The sequence below is a fragment of the Actinoplanes sp. CA-142083 genome, from assembly GCF_050942195.1.
GTDB lineage: Bacteria > Actinomycetota > Actinomycetes > Mycobacteriales > Micromonosporaceae > Actinoplanes.
Genome location: NZ_CP192076.1, coordinates 6,076,045 through 6,093,717, shown reverse-complemented (window position 1 = coordinate 6,093,717; position 17,673 = coordinate 6,076,045). Strand labels below are relative to the sequence as shown.

Below are 17,673 nucleotides of genomic sequence, written 5' to 3'. Positions count from 1 at the left end.
ACCGGGCGGTTGTGGGCGGCGATCGGGTCAGATGAGCCAGCGGTTCTTCTGGACGAAGGGGAGGGAGGCCCACCACTTCCCGAGGCCCCACGTGTGCCCGGCGTAGGTGAGGGCGAGCACGACACCGGTGACGCCGTAGATGAAGTGGTAGTCGGTGATGGGGTTGGACGAGCCGCTCGGCTTGCCGTCGGCGGTCGTCCTGTCGAGGGGGAACTCGGCGAGCCACATCATGGCCATCATCAGGACGCCCGCGCCGGCGGCCAGCCGCAGGCCGATGCCGAGCACGAAGGCGAGGCCGATGCCGAGCAGGCCGAGCATGAACAACCAGTTGGTCCACGCGTCGCCGGCGATGTTGTGGAAGAAGTCCTGCAGCCAGACCGGTCCGACGTCGACGCCGGAGAGGAAGCCCTTCGTGGGGGAGCCACCGTTGATCCAGGCCTTCGCCGACGGGGTGGCGAAGCCCCAGCCGAAGGTCTTGTCGAAGAACGCCCACAGGAACACGAAGCCGGTGGAGATGCGCAGGACCGCGAGGGCCTTGGCGGCGGTCTTGGTCAGCATGGAGCCGGGCGCCTCAACCTTCTCGAGGTGGTGGGCGGCGGCGCCGCGGCCGGTGGTTGTCATGGTGTCCTCCTCAATCGATGTCCTCACCTATGAGCGTTCTCTTCGGGGACGCCCGGCGCCGGTGCCCAATGGCCTGACTCCTCAGGGCCCAAAGTCCTCAGTCGCCGGCCGGGACCTTCGGCCCTGCCCACCGGGACGTGGCGGCGGGACGCTGAGGTCATGCGTGCGAAGGACATCATGAGCAGCCCGGTGCACACCGTGCGGCCGACCGCGTCGGTGGAGGCCGCGGCCGAGTTGATCACCGCCAGGAGGGTGACGGCGCTGCCCGTCGTGGACGACGCAGGGCGGCTGGCCGGCATGGTGAGCGAGGGCGATCTGCTCCGGCACCGCGTGCCGGCTGACCAGAGCGCGCACATGCTGCGACTGCCCGAAGCCGACCCGGGGTCCCGGCCCGCCACGGTCGCCGAGGTCATGTCGCCGGCGCCGGTCACCACCCGGCCCGACGCGGACGTCGCCGACGTGGCCGGGCTGATGCTGGAGCACGACGTGCGCAGCGTGCCGGTGGTCGACGACGGGGCGGTGGTGGGCATCGTCAGCCGCCGCGACATCCTGCGCGCCATGGTGCGCGGAGACGATGTGCTGACCGCCGAGGTGCAGCATCGCCTGGACGAGTACGCGGGCGGCCCGCGCTGGACCGCCCGCGTCGAGGGCGGGGTCGCCCGTCTCGGCGGCGAGTTCCGGGACGAGGCCGAGCGGGGGATCGTCGCCGTGCTGGCCCGTACGGTGCCCGGGGTCGCCGCCGTCGACCTGGCCGGCACCCGGTTGGCGTGACTACTCGATTCCGGAGGCCTGGCCGCGCACGATCGTCGGACGTGCCGGGCGCCCGGCGGCAGAGTGCTTGGTCCCGATCGGACGGGCCGGACGTCCCGCCGGTCGGCCGCCCGCGGCGGGACCATCGGCCCTGCCCCGCCGGGACGTTGGACCCTGCCGGTCCGTGTGGCGGGCGAGGAGCATCGATGCTGAGGTGAAGTGGATGGTGTTTCTGCTCCTGTTCGTGGTGGCCGTCGTGATTGTCTGCCGGTTGACCGTCTGGTCCTGGCCCACGCCGGTCCGGGCCGCCGCCGACCGGATGAGCCCCGAAGGTGTGCTGACGGCACAGTTGCTTACCTTCCGGATCTCGCCGGCTCAGTACCGGCACGCGATCGAGGGAATCGCCGCCCGTGACGGTGATCGTCACCGGGTGGCGGCCCGGCCCGGGACCGACGCCGCGGAGGAGTGACCAGCGATCGCCGACTCGATGCGGGCGTCGGCCCGTGACCTTGCCGGCCGGCGGAGCTGGGTTCTCGGTCCACCCGAATTCCTCGACGAATCCAACGACCGTGGCGATCGTTCATTCGAATCAGGCCGGATGGACAACTCGCTCGCCGTGGGCCTGATCGGTGAGTGGGAACGGGTGTTGAATTCTCCCTAGATCGCCGCGACAGGCCGCGGGGCTCGTTCCGCCCCGCGGCCATCTGACAGAGGACCGTCCCGTTCTCAGCAGTCGGGGATCACGGTGCCGTTGTTGTCGCGGGCCTCGTCGTTGCCCCAGCGGCTCAGGTAGTACGCGGACACGTACTGGTCGGCCGGCCCGGTGTCGGGGTCGGTCTTGAGCCAGTAGTGGTTGTAGGCACTACCGCTGCCGATCTGTCGCCCCCACGCCTTGCAGAAGACGTAGTTGGTGCCCGCGTTGAGCGTGCCCGTCTGGCTAGTGCTGGTCGGCGTGGCGAAGACCGGCGCCGCGGCGAACGTGTCCACCCAGTACTTGGGGCGGCTGCTGCCCGCGCAGTCGGGAAGCACGACGCCGTTGTTGTCGCGCGCCTCGTCGTTGCCCCACCGGCTCAGGTAGTAGGCCGAGACGTACTGGCCGGCCGGCCCGCTGTCCGGGTCGGTCTTCAACCACCAGTGGTTGTAGGTGCTTCCGCTGCCGATCTGCCGCCCCCACGCCTTGCAGAACACGTAGTTGGTGCCCGCGTTGAGCGTGCCCGTCTGGGCGGTGCTAGTCGGCGACGCGAATGCCGGTGCCGCCGCGAACGTGTCGACCCAGTACCTGCTCGCGCCCGTGCCGCCACCGCCGGACCAGAGCGCGTTCGCGAGCAGCTGCGCGTCGTGCACCTCGTTGCGGTACGCGTCCGGGAAGGCCGACACCTGCACGGCCTGGCAGATCGCCCCGATGTCGCCGCTCATCCACGCGTTGTTCGGGTACTTGCGGATCATCGCGTTGAGGAACGCGTTCGTCGCGTAGACCGGGTCGGTCAGCTGCGCCGGCGTGCCCCAGCCCTGCGACGGCCGCTGCTGGAACAGCCCGAGACTGTCATGGTCGACCGCCTCGGTGTAGTTGTGCAGCGACGACTCGGTGATCGCGGTCGTGATCGCGATGACCGCGGCCCGCTTGTCGAGCCCGCGTCCCGCGACGGTCGCGGTGATCGCCCGGGCGCACGACACGTGGTAGCCGTTGAGCGCGGTGCCGACCCGCTGCCCGTTCATCTGCGCGCGCAGGTTGTTGGCGGTCGTCGTGTCCGAGCTGGTCGCCCCGCCCGACACGCAATTGGCGTACGCGATCGCCGCCACCATCGAGAGCGGCACCGGCTTGCCCGCCGGACCGGGAACGTCGGGATTCGCGTACGCGGGATTGATCGCGACCGTGAGCGCCGCGGCCACAGTGACCCCGACGACGGCGATTCTCTTCCAGACCATGATCTGAGCTCCTTAACAGTCAGGGACGCCGGGCAGTTTGTTGTCGGGGGAATTGACGTAGATGTTGGTCATGTAGCCGCCGAACTGCGGCAGATAGGCCCACCACGGGTTCCGGTAGGGGCTCACCACGACCTCCTGGCCCAGCGCCTGGCACGAGACCAGGACGTCGGTCCCGGAGGGCACGACCGCCAGCTGCGGCGAGGCGGTGGTCGTTCCCGACCGGACCCGTACGCCGGAGCCCCAGGTCCCGAACGGGACGCCCGGCAGTCGCGTGCCACCCGGCACGTTCAGCGAGCGGACGATCCCGGTCAGCGCGTTGTAGGCCTTGGCGAACGGCGTGCCGTCCGGGTGCAGGGTCAGCACGACCACGATGGACCGATCGTCCGGCCCGACAGTTCCGGTCGTGTGCAGCGCTTCCTGCACGAGATCCACGCCGGACGCGCGGGCCGACAGGGTCCCGGAGCACGTCATCGGCCCGTTCCCGAACCCGGACCAGCCCTGCTTCACCGCGCGCGGCCCGCCGAAGACACTCGGGATGCCGAAATACTGGTCGTAGGAGTCGGCCGCGCATCGCGTGCTCTGCCGCAGGTCACCCATCACGAACTGCCGCACCGGCAAGGGCGCCGATTCCAACAAGAAGCGATATATGCGTACGACGTCAGCAGCGCTGATCGCGGTATAACCCCAGTAGCCGCGCTGGGAGCTCGGCGGCGGCGCCGTGTTTCGCAGCCCGAGTCGCGGCACCATCCGATTGACGACGGCCTCGTAGCCGCGCTGCACCCAGTAGTAGGACGCGGCATCGTCGTCGCTGCTGCGCAGCATCGCGTCGAGCCGGGTCCGGTCAGCGCTCGGCACGACGTAATCCGGCCCGCGATCCCAGAGATAGTCCAGCGCGATGAGCAGCTTGACGATCGACGCCGACCGGAACTGCATGTCGGCATTCTGTTGTTCGGTGAAGGTCCCGGCCTGCCGGTCGAAGACCGCGATCCCGGCCGTGACTCCGGCCGGCACCACCACAGCCGCGTGTGCCGTTGCCGGAACGGTGGTCGCGACCAGCACGCACGCGATCGCGACCACGCCCCGCAGCGATCTCCCGATGAGCGATCCCATGTCAGCAGTCCGGGATCACGGTGCCGTTGTTGTCGCGGGCCTCGTCGTTGCCCCACCGGCTCAGGTAGTACGCGGACACGTACTGATCAGCCGGCCCGACGTCGGGATCGGTGCGCAACCACCAGTGGTTGTAGGCGCTGCCGGAGCCGATCTGCCGGCCCCACGCCTTGCAGAACACGTAGTTGGTGCCCTGGTTGAGCGTGCCCGTCTGGCTGGTGCTGGTCGGCGACGCGAACACCGCGGCGTTGGCGAACGTGTCCACCCAGTACTTGGGCCGGCTGCCGCCCGCGCAGTCCGGGATCACGACGCCGTTGTTGTCCTTGGCCTCGTCGTTGCCCCAGCGGCTCAGGTAGTAGGCCGAGACGTACTGGCCGGCCGGCCCGGTGTCCGGGTCGGTCTTGAGCCACCAGTGGTTGAAGGCGCTGCCGCTGCCGACCTGCCGCCCCCAGGACTTGCAGAACACGTAGTTGGTGCCCTGGTTGAGCGTCCCGGTCTGGCTGGTGCTGGTCGGCGACGCGTAGACGGGCGCGTTCGCGAAGGTGTCCACCCAGTACTTGCCGCCGCCGCCCGAGCCGCCGCCGCAGCCGTTGGTGCTGGTGATCGACTTGGAGCCGTAGGAGCCGGGGTACGGCGCGAGCGAGGCGCCGTCGATCACGATGTTCTGCCCGGCGCCGTTGTACAGCTGCTCGTAGTGGATGTGCTCGCCGCTGGAGTTGCCGGTTGTCCCGGTGAGCCCGATCTGCTGGCCCTGCGCCACGTACGCGCCGTCGTCGACGGAGTACGCCTGCAGGTGGAAGTAGTAGGTGTGCCAGCCGCCGCCGTGGTTGATGTCGATGTAGTTGCCGGCGCCGCCGGCCTGGTACTTGCGCGCCGCCGTGCCGGCCGCCGAAGCGAGCACCGGGGTGCCGGCCGTCGTGCCGCCGTCGTTGCGGATGAAGTCCAGGGCCAGCCGCACCTCCTGATCGTGGTGCGAATAGGTCCAGCGCTGGCCGCACGGGAACGGCGCCTTGAAGGCGGGCGCGGCCGCCTGGGCCGGCGAGGCCATCACGCCGGCGGTGACCAGCACCGCGCCGATGACCGCCGCGGCCCTCGTGAACAGAGACATGCGTCGCATGAGCGTCCTTCCGAGTCGGAGATCAGAACGGCGAGCCGTGGACGCCGTTGCAGGACGGCGTGTTGGAGAACTTGCCGTTGTTGTCGCCGCCGGACGCCGCGACCGCGTTCACCCAGCCCTGGTTGCCGTTCTCGGCCGTGGTCCACGCGAACCACTTGTTGTAGTAGGGGTAGCCGTGCAGGTAGGTCACCGGCCCTTCCTGCTGGCAGATGATCCAGTTGCGGCCCTGCGGCAGATATCCGACAAGCACCGGTCCGTCGGCCACCGGGCTGCCTCCCGAGTAGCCGTCGCCCGGCACCCAGAAGTCGCAGTACACCTTTCCGCCCGAGCCCGGCGTGCACGGCACCTGAGCTGGCGCGGCCTGCGCGGGCGCGGCGCCGGTCGCGGCGAACGCGGCCACCGCCAGCCCGGCCGCGGCCAAGATTTTGATCCGCATGAATGTCCCCCTCGTGTTCGCGAGCCCCCGCATGGGGCTTGCGCGAGTGAGCATCATGGACGGTGTTCGATCCCGGTACCTGAAAGGTTCCAGGTATGGAGCAGGACACCTGCACCGTGCGAGTGCCGACCGGATACGTCGTCGGCGGGTGGCGCGTGGGGGAGGCCCTGGCCAGCGGCAGCTGGAGCAGCGTCTACCGCGCCGCGCGGGTGGGTCCCGGCGAGCCGGGCGAGGCCGCGCTCAAGTTCATCCCGACCGGCACCCTGACCAACCGCCAGCTCAGTCACCTTGCCGACATGGCCGGCCGCGAGGTCGCCGTGCACCGCCACGTCGAGCACCCCGGTCTGATCCGGGTGCTCGACATCATCGTCATCGACGACCCGGCCGACCCGGTGCTCGACGGCATGACGGTGCTGGCCCTCGAGCTCGCCGCCGAGTCGGCGGCCGCGGCCCTGGAACGCGCCGGCGGCCGCGGCCTGCCGGACGCCCCGCGGATCATCGCCGAGGTGTGCGGCGCCCTCGCCCACCTGCACGAGGCGGGCTGGGTGCACGGCGACCTGAAGCCCGGCAACATCCTGCTCATGCCGGACGGCTCGGCGCGGCTCGCCGACTTCGGCCTGGCGGCGCACCTCGACGGCACCCACGCGTACCTGCCGCCCGGCGGCACCTCCGACTACGTGCCGCCGGAGCGCTGGTCCGAGCCGGTGCGGTGCCACGGCGCCGCCGTCCGCCAGACCGCCGACATCTGGGCCGTCGGCGTGGCCGCCTGCCAGCTGCTCACCGGCCGGCTGCCGTTCCCCGGCGTCACCTCGCGGGCGCGCGCCTCGGCCGCCGCCGCGTACACGACCGGCCAGGCGGACCTCACCCTGCCCGACAATCTGAGCGAGCCATGGCGGCGCTTCATCACCGACTGCCTGGCGCCCGACCACGGCACCCGCCGCCGCCACGACGCGGCGTCGCTGCACCGGCGCGCCCAGGAGATCGCCGCCATCTCCCGCCCGTCCCGCCGCCTCCACGTAGCCGCCGCGAGCCTTCTGCTCACGATCGGCCTGGTGGTAGCGCTGATCTGGACCCTGCCGGGCCATCCGGCCGCGGCCTCCAAATACAACGGCTATTTCCGTACGGACGCCGACATCCCGCCCGCCTATTACGACCTCATCGTCGAGGCCGGCACCATGTGCCCCGAGAACAAGGCCGTCTCCCCGGTGCTGGTGGCCGCCATGCTCAAGGCGGAGAGCGGCTTCGACCCCAACCTCGCCGACCCGGCCGTCGACGAGTACGGCATCGCCCGCTGGACCCCCGCAGTCCTCAAGTTCTACCTACCGGCCGGCCAGCGCGACCAGGTCCCCACGCCGCCCTTCCCACCCGAGATGTCGATTCCCGCGGTCGGCCGTTACCTGTGCTGGATGGCCCCCAAACTGGAGGAGATCCCCGGCAGCCCCGAGGAGAACCTGGCCGCCGCCTACCGCACGTCCACCGACGTGGTCCGCAACGCCGGCGGCGTGCCGACGGACCGTCCCAAGCTGACCCTCTACATGGGCAAGCTGCGCACCAACCTCACCCAGTACCGCCCCACCACCTGAGCCCCCCCACCCACCGCCCCGCCTCAGGCTTCCGCGCGCCGCCTCGCCACGCGCCCGCGCCGCCTCGCTCCGCGCCGTCTTGCGGGCGCCGGCCCCGCGTTGCCCGCGCCCGCGCCCGCCCCGCGCCCGCGCCCGCCCCGCGCCCGCGCCCGCCCCGCGCCCGCCCCGCGCCCGCGCCGCCCCGCGCCCGCGCCCGCGCCGCCCCGCGCCCGCGCCCGCGCCGCCCCGCGCCCCGCGCCCGCGCCGCCCCGCGCCCGCGCCCGCGCCGCCCCGCGCCCGCGCCCGCGCCGCCCCGCGCCCGCGCCCGCGCCGCCCCGCGCCCGCGCCCGCGCCGCCCCGCGCCCGCGCCCGCGCCGCCCCGCGCCCGCGCCCGCGCCGCCCGCGCCGCCCCGCGCCCGCGCCCGCGCCGCCCCGCGCCCGCGCCCGCGCCGCCCCGCGCCCGCGCCCGCGCCGCGCCATGCCGCGCTGCCGCATCGCGGGTGGTCACGGTGGATGCGCAGGTTGCCGTGTCCGGTGCCGGGCGGGGCGTGCCATGGCCCGCGGCGTGCGTGGCCCAGCCAGGTGCGGCCCGTTGCGCCGGAAATATCCGCTTAAAGCCACCAGCGTCCACTCGGGGCGCTCAAGCCTGATGACCTGCTGCTCGCCATCAACGGCAAGTCATCAAGATCGACGCGGCGCGGGCGAAGGGAGGGTCAGGTGTCGAGGAGGGTGAGGTGCTCCTCGCGTACGAGATTGAATTGAAGCGCGAGCGACACGATCGCATTGCGTTGCCAGTCGGCCTTGGGGGTTTCGGCTGTGGGGGACTTCACCCGCAGCTTCTCGCGGGCCAGGTAGTCGATGTGGAAGTTGACCGCGGCTCGGGTCAGGCCTAGCGCGGCTAAGCGCTCGACGATCTCCGGCGCGGTGGGGATGACGGGGCTGGAGGCGTTGCGCAGCCGCGGCTCGCAGAGGGCCAGCAGGATCAGGAAGTACTTCGCCGTCTCGTCCAGGGGGAAAGACGTGCGGGTGGCGTCGGCGGAGCCGTCGGGGGTTGCGGCGATGTCCGCGTACGTGTGCTGGGGTGCGAAAACGAAGAACGCGGCCGACCGGTCCGCGCCGGGCACGACCACTCGCGAGAATTCGAACGGGACCGGCATCTCCAGGCGGCGGGGCGCGACCTTGATGAACTCGCCGCCCCCCTCGGGGTTCTCGATGACGTAGGTGCTGCGCGCGCTCAAGTTGCTCACCAGCCAGTGGTCCTCGACCGCGAGGATCTGGCCGGCCACCCGGGAGATCGCGGCGTCCGGCAGGGCGATGTCGACCGGCCGCCCCGGTGAGCCGCGCCCGAACGTGGCGGCCTGCCCGGGAGCCAGCTCCCGCACGATGGGTGGGTCGTCGGAGCTCTGCACGATGACGCCGGCTACCCGCACGGTTCCGCCTCCCTACGCGTCGTCACCGGCAGACTACGCGGAGGCGATCGACGCTAGAAGATGGCTCGGGCGATGAGCGAGATCGCGCCGACCGTCGCCATGCTCAGCGCGAGCGCGCGCACCGCACCGGGTCCGATCCGGCTCGCGAACGGCCAGGCCACCGCCGCGCCGGCCAGCAGGGCGAGGATCGCGCCGGCGAACAGGGACACATGGCCGGTCGGCGGGCCCAGCACCGCGAGGGTCACGGCGTTCAACGGCAACGAGTACGCCTGCAGCGTCGCCGTGGAGATCCGCGGCTCCCATTCGCGATGCGCCACGAACAGCGCCACCGGTGGGCCGCTGACCCCGGCGAGGACGTTGAGCACCCCGCTCGCGGCGCCGGCGGCGATCGCCCCGACCGGCTTGTCGACCCAGTGCGCCCGCCGTCCGGAGACGATCAGTCCGACCCCGGCCAGCACCGCGACCCCGGCGAACGCCAGCACCCAGCCCTCCCGCAGGCGGCCGGTGATCACCGCCGCCGGCCAGACCAGCAGGGCCGCGGGGACGAACAGCCGGGCCGCGTCGCCCCACCGGGCGTGCCGGAACGTGCCGGCCAGGATCGTGGCGTTGAGCAGCAACGACAAGGCCACGGTCAGGCGTACGCCGTCGGACTGTCCCAGCGCGAGGATGAGCAGCGGGCCGGCCACGAGAGCGAAGCCGATCCCGCTGAGGGCCTGCAGACCGGCGGCCACTGCTACGACCGCCACGACGGCGACCAGGATCATTCCTGCTGCCCGGTAGTGGGGTTGGGGGCTGGCAGCGACGACAAGCGCCCGCGAAGACGCGAGGCTGAATGCATGAGGACCACCTTCGACACCGCCCGTGCCGAGGCGCTGTTCGCCTCGGCCCTCCAATCGTCCGACCAGCCTTCCACCGCCGAGGTCCGGGATGCGGTCACCAACACGCTGCTGGCCCTGGGCCTGCGCGGTTGCGCCGCCCGGGTGGCCGCCGAGTTCGGCGACCACCCGGAGACCGCGGCCACCCGGATGCACTGGGCGATCAGCACGATCGGCACGATCTGACGCCGGCTCAGCCGCCCACCGCGGCCCGGGCGGCGCTGATGTCCTCCTGCCCGTGCCCGGCGTCCACCGCCGCCCGCCACTGACCCGACAGCGTCTGCAGCAGCGGAAGCCGGTCCGCGCCCGCCGCGCTGATCGCCAGGTTCACGTCCTTCAGGGCCCACTGCAGCGGGAACTCCGGCGTGTAGTCGCCGATCTCCATCTTGTGCAGCTTGGCGTCGGCGATCGGCGCGTCCAGCGGGCCGCCCTCGATCGCCTCGGCCAGCCGAGCCGGATCGATGCCGAGATGACCGGCGAGCTCGAGTGCTTCGGCCACGCCTTCGATCAAGATCGACATGTACGCGTTGACGGCCAGCTTCATCGCGGTGCCCTCACCCGCCTGACCCAGCCACACCGTCTTGCGCCCGACCGCCGCGAAGGCGTCACGCACCACCGGCTCCGCCGCGGCCGGCCCGGAGGCGAGCACGAGCAGTTGCCCCGCCTCGGCGGGTCCCTTGCTGCCCGAAACCGGCGCGTCCACGTACGATATGTCACCCCGTGCCTGCCGCAAGCGAGCGACGAGGCCGGCGGTGGCAGCGAGCCCGATCGTGCCCATCTGGGCCCACACCGCGCCGGCCGGCATCGCCTCGACCACGCCGTCATCGAACATCACCGACTGCACCACCTCGGCCGTCGGCAGCATCGTGATGACAACGCCGGCGCCGGCAACCGCCTCCACCGCGGACCCGGCCACGGTCGCGCCGGCCGCACCCAGCGGCACGGTCGGCGCGGGCGACCGGTTCCAGACTGTCGTGGGCACGCCGGCGGCCAGCAGATTGCGGGCCATCGCCGACCCCATGATCCCGGTCCCCAGCAGCGCAACCCTGTTCATGGGCTCTCTCCTTCTCGTATGGCCCCCTTCTCAGCGTCGCGCGCCGCTACGGCCGGGACATCACGGCTGGCCGGACCATCGGCTACCCACTAGCGGGTAGCGGTTCGGCGACAGACCGGGCGGCGGCCTGGTGATCTGGCTCACATGGTCAATACGATCATCGACGGACACCGATGGGAGAGGAGTCCTTCGATGATGTGCAGCAGGCCACGTACGGCCGCCGCGCTCGTCGCCGCCATGCTCGTCGCCGGCTGTTCCAGCAACGGTGGCGGCGGTAGCGAGGGCGGCGCCTACCCGGAAGAGAACATCACCTTCGTCGTGCCGTTCAGCGCCGGCGGCCCGACCGACACCGTCACCCGGATGATCGCCGAGCCGATGGCCAAGGCGCTCGGCGGCAAGATCGTCGTCCAGAACGTCGAGGGCGCGGGCGGCACGGTCGCCGCCGGCCAGGTCGCGCGGGCCCAGCCCGACGGCTACACGGTGCTGATGCACCACATCGGCATGGCGACCGCGCCCGCGCTCTACAAGGACCTCGGGTACGCGCCGCTCGAGGACTTCCAGACGATCGGCCTGGTCACCGAGGTGCCGATGACCGTCGTGGCCCGCAAGGACTTCCCGCCCGCCACGCTGGCCGACCTCGTGACGTACGTGAAATCCAACGCCGGCAAGGTCACCCTGGCCAACGCCGGGCGCGGCGCCGCGTCCCACCTGTGCGGGCTGCTGTTCCAGTCGGCGGCCGGGGTCAAGCTGCAGGAGGTCCCGTACCAGGGCACCGGGCCGGCGCTGACCGACCTGGTCGGCGGGCAGGTCGACTTCATGTGCGACCAGACCACCAACACCACCGGCCAGATCTCGGCGGGCAAGGTGAAGGCGTACGCGGTCACCACGCCCGATCGCGTGAAGAGCCTGCCCGATCTGCCCACCACCACCGAGGCCGGGATGCCCCAGCTTCAGGTCAGCGTCTGGCACGGCCTCTATGTCCCGGCCGGCACCTCGCAGGAGATCGTGCAGAAGCTGTCCGAGGCGCTGAAGACGGCCCTCGCCGACCAGGCCGTCATCGACCAGATGGCCAAGCTCGGCACCGCGCCGGTCGCGGCCGCCGACGCGACCCCGGAGGCGCACAAGGCGCACCTCGACGAGCAGCTCAAGACCTGGTCGAAGGTCATCTCCGACGCCGGTGTGAAGGCCTCCTAGATGCAGCGGCGACGGTCCCTGGCGGACGTGCTCGCCGGGGGGATCTTCGTCCTGATCGGCGGCGCGTTCGTGGTGGGGTCCCTCGGCTACGACCGGGGGACCCTGCTGCGGATGGGCCCCGGCTACTTCCCGCTGGTGGCGGGCGGGATCGTGGCCGCGCTGGGCCTGGCGATCGTCGTCAAGGGGCTGGTGGCCGGCGAGGTGATCCCGCTCGGTGCGGTGCCCTGGCGCGCGATCGCGCTCATCACGGTCGCCGTGGTGTTCTTCGGCTTCTTCGTCCGGCGGCTCGGCTTCGTGCCGACGTCGCTGGTGACCGCCCTGCTCACCGCGCTGGCCAGCAGCCGGGTGCGGTTCCTCACCGCCGTGGCCGTGGCCGCCGGGCTGACGGTCGTCGCCACCGGCATCTTCATCGTCGGCCTGCAGCTGCGCATCCCGCTGTGGGGCTGGTGATGGACCTTCTCGACAACCTGGTCCTGGGCTTCTCGACCGCCTTCCTGGTGCAGAACGTCCTGTACTGCTTCGTGGGCGTGCTGCTCGGGACGGCGGTCGGGGTGCTGCCCGGCATCGGCCCGACCGCGACCGTGGCGATGCTGCTGCCGATCACCTTCAACTTCGAGCCGGTGACCGCGCTGATCATGCTGGCCGGCATCTACTACGGCGCCCAGTACGGCGGCTCGACCACCGCCATCCTGATCAACCTGCCCGGCGAGTCGTCGGCGGCGGTCACCGCGCTCGACGGCCACGAGATGGCCCGCCAGGGGAGGGCCGGTCCGGCGCTGGCCGCCGCGGCGATCGGCTCCTTCATCGCGGGCACCGTCGCCACCGTCGCGCTGGCCGTCGCCGCGCCGCCGCTGGCCGACATCGCGCTGAAGTTCGGCCCGGCCGACTACTTCGCGCTCGTCCTGTTCGGCCTGATCGTGTCGATCGCGCTGGCCCGCGGCTCGGCCCTCAAGGCCCTCGCGATGATCGCGCTCGGCATTCTGCTCGGCACCGTCGGGCAAGACATCTACACGGGTACGCCGCGCTTCGTGCTCGGCCAGCGCGAGCTGTACGGCGGCATCGACTTCGTCTCGGTGGCCGTCGGCATGTTCGGCATCGCCGAGATCCTGCGCAACCTGGAGAACGAACAGGACCGCCCGGCCCTGCTCTCGAGGGTCACGAACCTCTGGCCCACCCGCGAGGACCGCCGCCGCATCGTCGGCCCGATCCTGCGCGGCACCGGCGTCGGCGCCGCGCTCGGCGTCCTGCCGGGCGGCGGCCACGTGCTGGCGTCGTTCACCTCGTACGCCGTTGAGAAGCGCATCTCGCGGCGGCGCGCCGAGTTCGGGCACGGCGCGATCGAGGGCGTCGCCGGCCCCGAGTCGGCCAACAACGCCGCCGCGCAGACCAGCTTCATCCCGCTGCTCACCCTCGGGCTGCCCGCGCACCCGGTCATGGCCCTGATGGTCGGCGCGTTCATCGTGCACGGCATCACCCCCGGCCCGAACGTCATCAACGACGAGCCCGCGCTGTTCTGGGGCCTGATCGCGTCGATGTGGATCGGCAACGTGTTGCTCGTGCTGCTCAACCTGCCGCTGATCGGCATCTGGGTGCGCATGTTGCGGATCCCGTACCAGGTGCTCTTCCCGATGATCGTCCTTTTCGCCGTGATCGGCACCTATTCGCTGGCGATGAACGAGTTCGACGTGTACGCGATCGCCTTCTTCGGCCTGCTGGGCTACGTCCTGATCAAGTGCGGCTGCGAGCCCGCGCCGTTGCTGCTCGGCTTCGTCTTGGGCCCCCTGCTGGAGGAGAACCTCCGGCGGGCCCTGATCATCTCCCGCGGCGACCCGACGGTGTTCCTCACCCGGCCGATCTCCGCCGCTTTTCTGATCCTGACCGCGACGGCGCTGGTCATCGCCGCGTTCCCGGCGATCCGCCGCCGGCGCGAGGTCGTGTTTACCGAGGACGAGTAGCTGAGGTGTCACGTGAAGGTCTTGCTGACCGGTGCGGCCGGCAATGTCGGGTCGCACACGCTGCCGGAGTTGGTCGCGCGCGGGCACACCGTGCGCTGGTTCGAGCGGCCGACCAAAGCCAAGCGGCGTACGGCTCGCGACCTGCCGCCCGGCGTCGAGGTGGTCTGGGGTGACATCACCGATGCAGCCGCGGTCCTGAGCGCGACCGCCGGCGTGGATGCGGTGGTCCACCTCGCGGCGATCATCCCGCCGGTTGCCGACGAGGAGCCGGAACGTGCTCGCGCGGTCAACGTCGACGGCACGGCCAACGTCGTGGCCGCCTGCCGGGCGCAGCCGACGCCCCCGAGGCTGCTGTTCACGTCCACCTTCGACGTCCACGGGTTCACCTTGGCGAACTCGCCGCCCCGCCTTGTCGACGATCCGCTGGTCGCGACCAACCCGTACACGGAACACAAGATCAAATGTGAAGAGCTCATCCGCGAGTCCGGCCTGACCTGGTGCATCTTCCGCTTCGCCGACGTGCCGATCCTCGGCGTGCGCGATCCGCACCCGATCATGTTCGAGATCGGGTTGGACAACCGGATCGAGGCCCTGCACGCCGACGATGCCGGCCTGGCGATCGTCAACGCGCTGGAGACGCCCGAGGCCTGGGGCCGGATTCTGTTCGTCGGCGGGGGACCCTCGTGCCAGCTCACGTATCGGGAGTACCTGACCCGGCTGCTGGCGGCGATGGGCGTCGGGCCCTTGCCGGACGATGCGTTCAGCACCGCGGTCTACGCCACCGACTGGATCGACACCACGGAGAGCGAGGCGCTGCTGCGCTACCAGCGCCACGACTTCGACGACATCGCCGAAGCGATCGCGGCGAGTCTCGGCTGGAAGCGGCGTCTGGTGCCACTGGCCGGGCCGCTCGCGCGAGGCGCGATTCTGCGGCTGTCGCCTTACCGCGGCCGATAGGGGCGGCAGCGGTACAGTGTCGGTGGCGCCGTCCGCGCGCCGTACCTCCTGACCGGCGAACCACGCACGCCGGCGATGCGGGGGCGAAGGTGGCCTTCATGCCGTCGCGGAGCGGTAGTCGAGCTGTCCATGTCCAGCCGTAAGCAGCCGGACGGGGCGCGGTGAGCCGGCGTGGGGCAATGCCGCTGCCGCCGTCCAGGACGGGACAGGACGTGACCGGACAACGCCGACTCAAGCAGCTGGTACGAGAGCGCATGGCGCGCACCGGCGAGTCGTACACCACCGCTCGCCGCCATGTGGTCCGGCCGGCGCCGACCGCGCCGCCGAGCAGCCTGGTTCCCGGCTACGACACGTTCGGGCCGGAGCAGCACCGACTCAGCTCGCTCGCCGCGCACCTGCTGCGCCAAGGCGGGATCGCGTGCTCCGAGGCGCTGGTGTGCGGACTCGCCGGGGGTATCGGCTTCATGTACGCGGTCTTCGAGTACCGCGGCACGCCGCCGATCCTGACGATCGTGGCGCAGCACCACCCGGATCCCTGGATCGAGTCGGCTCTGCGCCGCCTGCCGGTCTCCTTCGCCGAGGAACACAGCACGTCGCCGTCGCGGGCCGTGGCCGCGCTGCGCGACGCCGTCGAGCGGGGCAAGCCGGTCTACGTCAGCGTGGACCGGGCGCGGCTGCCGTGGCACAGCGGCGAGGCGGCGCCGGCGACGGAGCCGTACGGCGTGGTGGTGGCCGGCATCGACGGCGACACCGTGTTCGTCGACGACTGCGCCGCGGTGCCGCACCGGCTGTCGATCGACGAGTTCGCGGCGGCCTGGACCGGGCACAAGAAGGGCCGGCACCACCGGATCGTGGTGGAAACCGTGGGCGCCGGCCGGCCGGATGTCGAAGGCGCGATCGCGACCACCGTCGCGCACCTCACCGGGCCGGTGCTCGGGCACAGCTTCGACGCGAACTTCGGCCTCTCCGGGATGCGCCGATTCGCCGATCAGCTACGCGACGGGCGGACCAGATCGGGGTGGCAACGCCGATTCGGCTCGCCGGAGTCCTTCGGCATGGCGATGCGGCGGCTCTACGAATGCCTCGAACTGTCCTACACCGCGCCGGGCGGCACCCGCCCGCTCTACGCGGACTTCCTGGACGAGGCGGCCGGCATGCTGGACCGGCCGGCGCTGGCCGGAGCGGCGAAGCTGTTCCGCGAGTCGGGCGCCCGCTGGTCGGCGCTTGCCGCACGGGCCGAAGAGCACGCGGGCGAGTACGGGGAACTGTCCGAGCGCCGGATGTTGCTCGCCATGATCGGCGCCGATGTGCGCGAGACCGACGAACGCATCGCGGCCCTGCCGCCGGTGCCCGACCTCGGCGCCGACGGCCGAGCCGCGTTGTTCACCGAGATGGCCGACCTGGTCGACGCCGCGCGCGACCTGGAGACCCGCGCGGTGGAGATGCTCGGATGAGCGTCTTCCCCTGGTCGAAGTCCAAGATGACCGGCCCTGGAGGTCTACAGTGCCGGGCATGACACGGATCGGAACGGACTGGCAGGTGGTCGACGGCGTGGCGACGGCGTGGTTCGACGCGCCGTCGCTGACCGAGGGAGCCGCGCTGGCCGGGCGCATCGTGGAGCTGCCGGCCGTGGTCGACCTGCGCGCGACCGGCGTGCGGGTGCGCCTCGACTCGGGCGAGCACGCCGAGACGGTGTCGGCGGCCGCACGGGATCTCGGGCTGGCCGCGGACCCCGCCGTGCCGCAGCGCCTGAGCGTCGTGTTCGAATCCGCGAACCCGTCCGCGCTGCGGGGGTTCTGGCAGCGTGTGCTCGACTACGCGCCCGGCGAGGACGGCGGCCTGGCGGACCCGTTGCGGCGCGACCCCGCGATCCGGATCCGGCAGTCGGCCGAGCCGCGGCCGTTGCGCAACCGCGTCCACCTCGACGTGGTGCGGCCGGCCGCGGTGGTCGAGCAGGCGCGTCCCGGCGAGGCGTCGGGACCGTACGGGGTCTGTCACGCCGACCCCGACGGCAACGAGGTCGACCTGGTGCCGGGCGACGCGCTCGGCGAGGACACCGCGACGGCCGACTGGCAGGCGGTGTTCAGCGCGATGGCGTGCTACCGCGTCACCTCGCCGGCGCAGCAGCGCGACCTGGCCGCCGCGGCGGCGGCGCTGGCCGGCGACGCGGGCTTCCCGCTGCTGGTCGACCTGCGTCCCGGCCTCGTCATCATCGACAGCGGCAAGGACCAGGCCGACGCCGACGCCCACGGCCTCGAGCTCGACTTCACCGACCTCGCCGCAGCCATCCAGACCGCGGCCCGCGAGCTCGGAGCCACCGCGGATCCGGGGCTGCCGCGCTTCGCGCAGCTCTTCCTCGACGCTGCCGACGTCGCCGCGGTGCGCGCGTTCTGGGTCGCCGCCCTCGGATACACCCACGACCGGCGAACCGGGGTCAGCGACATCCACGATCCGCGGCGGCTGAACCCGGTGCTGGTGTTCCAGGAGCTCGACGCCGCGGAGACCGAACGACGCCGGCAGCGCAACCGCATCCACTTCGAGCTCGCCGTGCCGTCGGAGCTCGCTCAGACGCGCCTCGCCGCGGCCGTCGCGGCCGGTGGCCGGCTCCTGGACGAGTCGGCGGGCCGCTGGCGGATCGCCGACCCTGAAGGCAACGAGATGGCGATCATCGTGGGATAGGTTCGCTGGT

The 17,673-nt window shown here is 71.8% G+C and carries 17 protein-coding genes and 1 pseudogene; 10 read left to right on the top strand and 8 right to left on the bottom strand.

Annotation, left to right across the window (positions count from 1 at the left end):
* Positions 1–27: 27 nt before the first annotated feature.
* Entirely contained in the window at positions 28–621 is a 594-nt protein-coding gene (locus ACQPZX_RS28045; protein ID WP_433361189.1) for a hypothetical protein, read from the bottom strand.
* A 159-nt stretch (positions 622–780) separates the two neighbouring features.
* Here ACQPZX_RS28045 and ACQPZX_RS28040 point away from each other — a divergent pair, with 159 nt between their 5' ends.
* Both ACQPZX_RS28040 and ACQPZX_RS28035 read left to right on the top strand, forming a co-directional pair.
* Positions 781–1,392 (top strand): CBS domain-containing protein, encoded by a 612-nt coding sequence (locus ACQPZX_RS28040; RefSeq protein ID WP_433361186.1) that lies wholly within the window; start codon positions 781–783, stop codon positions 1,390–1,392.
* Positions 1,393–1,594: 202 nt separating this feature from the next.
* A complete protein-coding gene (locus tag ACQPZX_RS28035) occupies positions 1,595–1,840 on the top strand; it encodes a hypothetical protein (RefSeq protein WP_433361183.1) in 246 nt (81 codons plus the stop codon).
* Between the two features lie 257 nt (positions 1,841–2,097).
* Here the strand turns inward: ACQPZX_RS28035 and ACQPZX_RS28030 are convergent, their stop codons facing one another.
* The 4 genes and pseudogenes from ACQPZX_RS28030 to ACQPZX_RS28015 all read right to left on the bottom strand — a co-directional run bounded on the left by ACQPZX_RS28030 (position 2,098) and on the right by ACQPZX_RS28015 (position 5,957).
* Positions 2,098–3,297, bottom strand: a complete 1,200-nt coding sequence (locus ACQPZX_RS28030) for a hypothetical protein (protein WP_433361180.1) — start codon at positions 3,295–3,297, stop codon at positions 2,098–2,100.
* A gap of 12 nt (positions 3,298–3,309) precedes the next feature.
* A complete protein-coding gene (locus tag ACQPZX_RS28025) occupies positions 3,310–4,407 on the bottom strand; it encodes a hypothetical protein (RefSeq protein ID WP_433361177.1) in 1,098 nt (365 codons plus the stop codon).
* 403 nt (positions 4,408–4,810) lie between these two features.
* Positions 4,811–5,512 (bottom strand): annotated as a pseudogene (locus ACQPZX_RS28020) (M23 family metallopeptidase); the annotation flags it as partial.
* Positions 5,513–5,543: 31 nt separating this feature from the next.
* Entirely contained in the window at positions 5,544–5,957 is a 414-nt protein-coding gene (locus tag ACQPZX_RS28015) for a hypothetical protein (protein ID WP_433361174.1), read from the bottom strand.
* 95 nt (positions 5,958–6,052) lie between these two features.
* Here ACQPZX_RS28015 and ACQPZX_RS28010 point away from each other — a divergent pair, with 95 nt between their 5' ends.
* A complete protein-coding gene (locus tag ACQPZX_RS28010; protein ID WP_433361171.1) occupies positions 6,053–7,540 on the top strand; it encodes a serine/threonine protein kinase in 1,488 nt (495 codons plus the stop codon).
* Between the two features lie 692 nt (positions 7,541–8,232).
* Here the strand turns inward: ACQPZX_RS28010 and ACQPZX_RS28005 are convergent.
* Both ACQPZX_RS28005 and ACQPZX_RS28000 read right to left on the bottom strand, forming a co-directional pair.
* Positions 8,233–8,949 carry a hypothetical protein gene (locus tag ACQPZX_RS28005; protein WP_433361168.1) on the bottom strand — a complete coding sequence of 239 codons (717 nt, stop codon included), beginning with the start codon at positions 8,947–8,949 and terminating at the stop codon, positions 8,233–8,235.
* A gap of 53 nt (positions 8,950–9,002) precedes the next feature.
* Positions 9,003–9,713 carry a TSUP family transporter gene (locus ACQPZX_RS28000; RefSeq protein ID WP_433361165.1) on the bottom strand — a complete coding sequence of 237 codons (711 nt, stop codon included), beginning with the start codon at positions 9,711–9,713 and terminating at the stop codon, positions 9,003–9,005.
* A 72-nt stretch (positions 9,714–9,785) separates the two neighbouring features.
* Here ACQPZX_RS28000 and ACQPZX_RS27995 point away from each other — a divergent pair, with 72 nt between their 5' ends.
* Complete coding sequence (locus tag ACQPZX_RS27995) at positions 9,786–10,010, top strand: hypothetical protein (RefSeq protein ID WP_433361162.1); 225 nt, start codon at positions 9,786–9,788, stop codon at positions 10,008–10,010.
* Positions 10,011–10,017: 7 nt separating this feature from the next.
* Here ACQPZX_RS27995 and ACQPZX_RS27990 read toward each other — a convergent pair whose 3' ends face one another.
* A complete protein-coding gene (locus ACQPZX_RS27990) occupies positions 10,018–10,878 on the bottom strand; it encodes an NAD(P)-dependent oxidoreductase (protein ID WP_433361159.1) in 861 nt (286 codons plus the stop codon).
* A 192-nt stretch (positions 10,879–11,070) separates the two neighbouring features.
* On the opposite strand from ACQPZX_RS27990, the gene ACQPZX_RS27985 reads away from it, so the two are divergent.
* The 6 genes from ACQPZX_RS27985 to ACQPZX_RS27960 all read left to right on the top strand — a co-directional run bounded on the left by ACQPZX_RS27985 (position 11,071) and on the right by ACQPZX_RS27960 (position 17,663).
* Positions 11,071–12,072, top strand: a complete 1,002-nt coding sequence (locus ACQPZX_RS27985) for a tripartite tricarboxylate transporter substrate-binding protein (RefSeq protein WP_433361156.1) — start codon at positions 11,071–11,073, stop codon at positions 12,070–12,072.
* Positions 12,073–12,522: a tripartite tricarboxylate transporter TctB family protein gene (locus ACQPZX_RS27980; RefSeq protein WP_433361153.1), complete on the top strand. Its 450-nt coding sequence runs from the start codon at positions 12,073–12,075 to the stop codon at positions 12,520–12,522.
* Positions 12,522–14,027, top strand: coding sequence for a tripartite tricarboxylate transporter permease (locus ACQPZX_RS27975; RefSeq protein WP_433361150.1), 1,506 nt, complete (start codon positions 12,522–12,524; stop codon positions 14,025–14,027). The genes ACQPZX_RS27980 and ACQPZX_RS27975 overlap by 1 nt, the downstream gene beginning before the upstream one ends.
* Before the next feature lie 12 nt (positions 14,028–14,039).
* Positions 14,040–14,984: an NAD-dependent epimerase/dehydratase family protein gene (locus tag ACQPZX_RS27970; RefSeq protein ID WP_433361147.1), complete on the top strand. Its 945-nt coding sequence runs from the start codon at positions 14,040–14,042 to the stop codon at positions 14,982–14,984.
* Positions 14,985–15,196: 212 nt separating this feature from the next.
* Positions 15,197–16,438, top strand: a complete 1,242-nt coding sequence (locus ACQPZX_RS27965) for a BtrH N-terminal domain-containing protein (RefSeq protein WP_433361144.1) — start codon at positions 15,197–15,199, stop codon at positions 16,436–16,438.
* Positions 16,439–16,496: 58 nt separating this feature from the next.
* Positions 16,497–17,663: a VOC family protein gene (locus ACQPZX_RS27960; RefSeq protein WP_433361141.1), complete on the top strand. Its 1,167-nt coding sequence runs from the start codon at positions 16,497–16,499 to the stop codon at positions 17,661–17,663.
* Positions 17,664–17,673: the final 10 nt, after the last annotated feature.

Excerpts from the sequence above, each read along its gene's own strand:
- ACQPZX_RS28045 (WP_433361189.1), bottom strand. The coding sequence starts at position 621 with ATGACAACCACCGGCCGCGGCGCCGCCGCCCACCACCTCGAGAAGGTT.
- ACQPZX_RS28040 (WP_433361186.1), top strand. The coding sequence starts at position 781 with ATGCGTGCGAAGGACATCATGAGCAGCCCGGTGCACACCGTGCGGCCG.
- ACQPZX_RS28035 (WP_433361183.1), top strand. The coding sequence starts at position 1,595 with ATGGTGTTTCTGCTCCTGTTCGTGGTGGCCGTCGTGATTGTCTGCCGG.
- ACQPZX_RS28030 (WP_433361180.1), bottom strand. The coding sequence starts at position 3,297 with ATGGTCTGGAAGAGAATCGCCGTCGTCGGGGTCACTGTGGCCGCGGCG.
- ACQPZX_RS28025 (WP_433361177.1), bottom strand. The coding sequence starts at position 4,407 with ATGGGATCGCTCATCGGGAGATCGCTGCGGGGCGTGGTCGCGATCGCG.
- ACQPZX_RS28015 (WP_433361174.1), bottom strand. The coding sequence starts at position 5,957 with ATGCGGATCAAAATCTTGGCCGCGGCCGGGCTGGCGGTGGCCGCGTTC.
- ACQPZX_RS28010 (WP_433361171.1), top strand. The coding sequence starts at position 6,053 with ATGGAGCAGGACACCTGCACCGTGCGAGTGCCGACCGGATACGTCGTC.
- ACQPZX_RS28000 (WP_433361165.1), bottom strand. The coding sequence starts at position 9,713 with ATGATCCTGGTCGCCGTCGTGGCGGTCGTAGCAGTGGCCGCCGGTCTG.
- ACQPZX_RS27995 (WP_433361162.1), top strand. The coding sequence starts at position 9,786 with ATGAGGACCACCTTCGACACCGCCCGTGCCGAGGCGCTGTTCGCCTCG.
- ACQPZX_RS27990 (WP_433361159.1), bottom strand. The coding sequence starts at position 10,878 with ATGAACAGGGTTGCGCTGCTGGGGACCGGGATCATGGGGTCGGCGATG.
- ACQPZX_RS27985 (WP_433361156.1), top strand. The coding sequence starts at position 11,071 with ATGATGTGCAGCAGGCCACGTACGGCCGCCGCGCTCGTCGCCGCCATG.
- ACQPZX_RS27980 (WP_433361153.1), top strand. The coding sequence starts at position 12,073 with ATGCAGCGGCGACGGTCCCTGGCGGACGTGCTCGCCGGGGGGATCTTC.
- ACQPZX_RS27975 (WP_433361150.1), top strand. The coding sequence starts at position 12,522 with ATGGACCTTCTCGACAACCTGGTCCTGGGCTTCTCGACCGCCTTCCTG.
- ACQPZX_RS27960 (WP_433361141.1), top strand. The coding sequence starts at position 16,497 with ATGACACGGATCGGAACGGACTGGCAGGTGGTCGACGGCGTGGCGACG.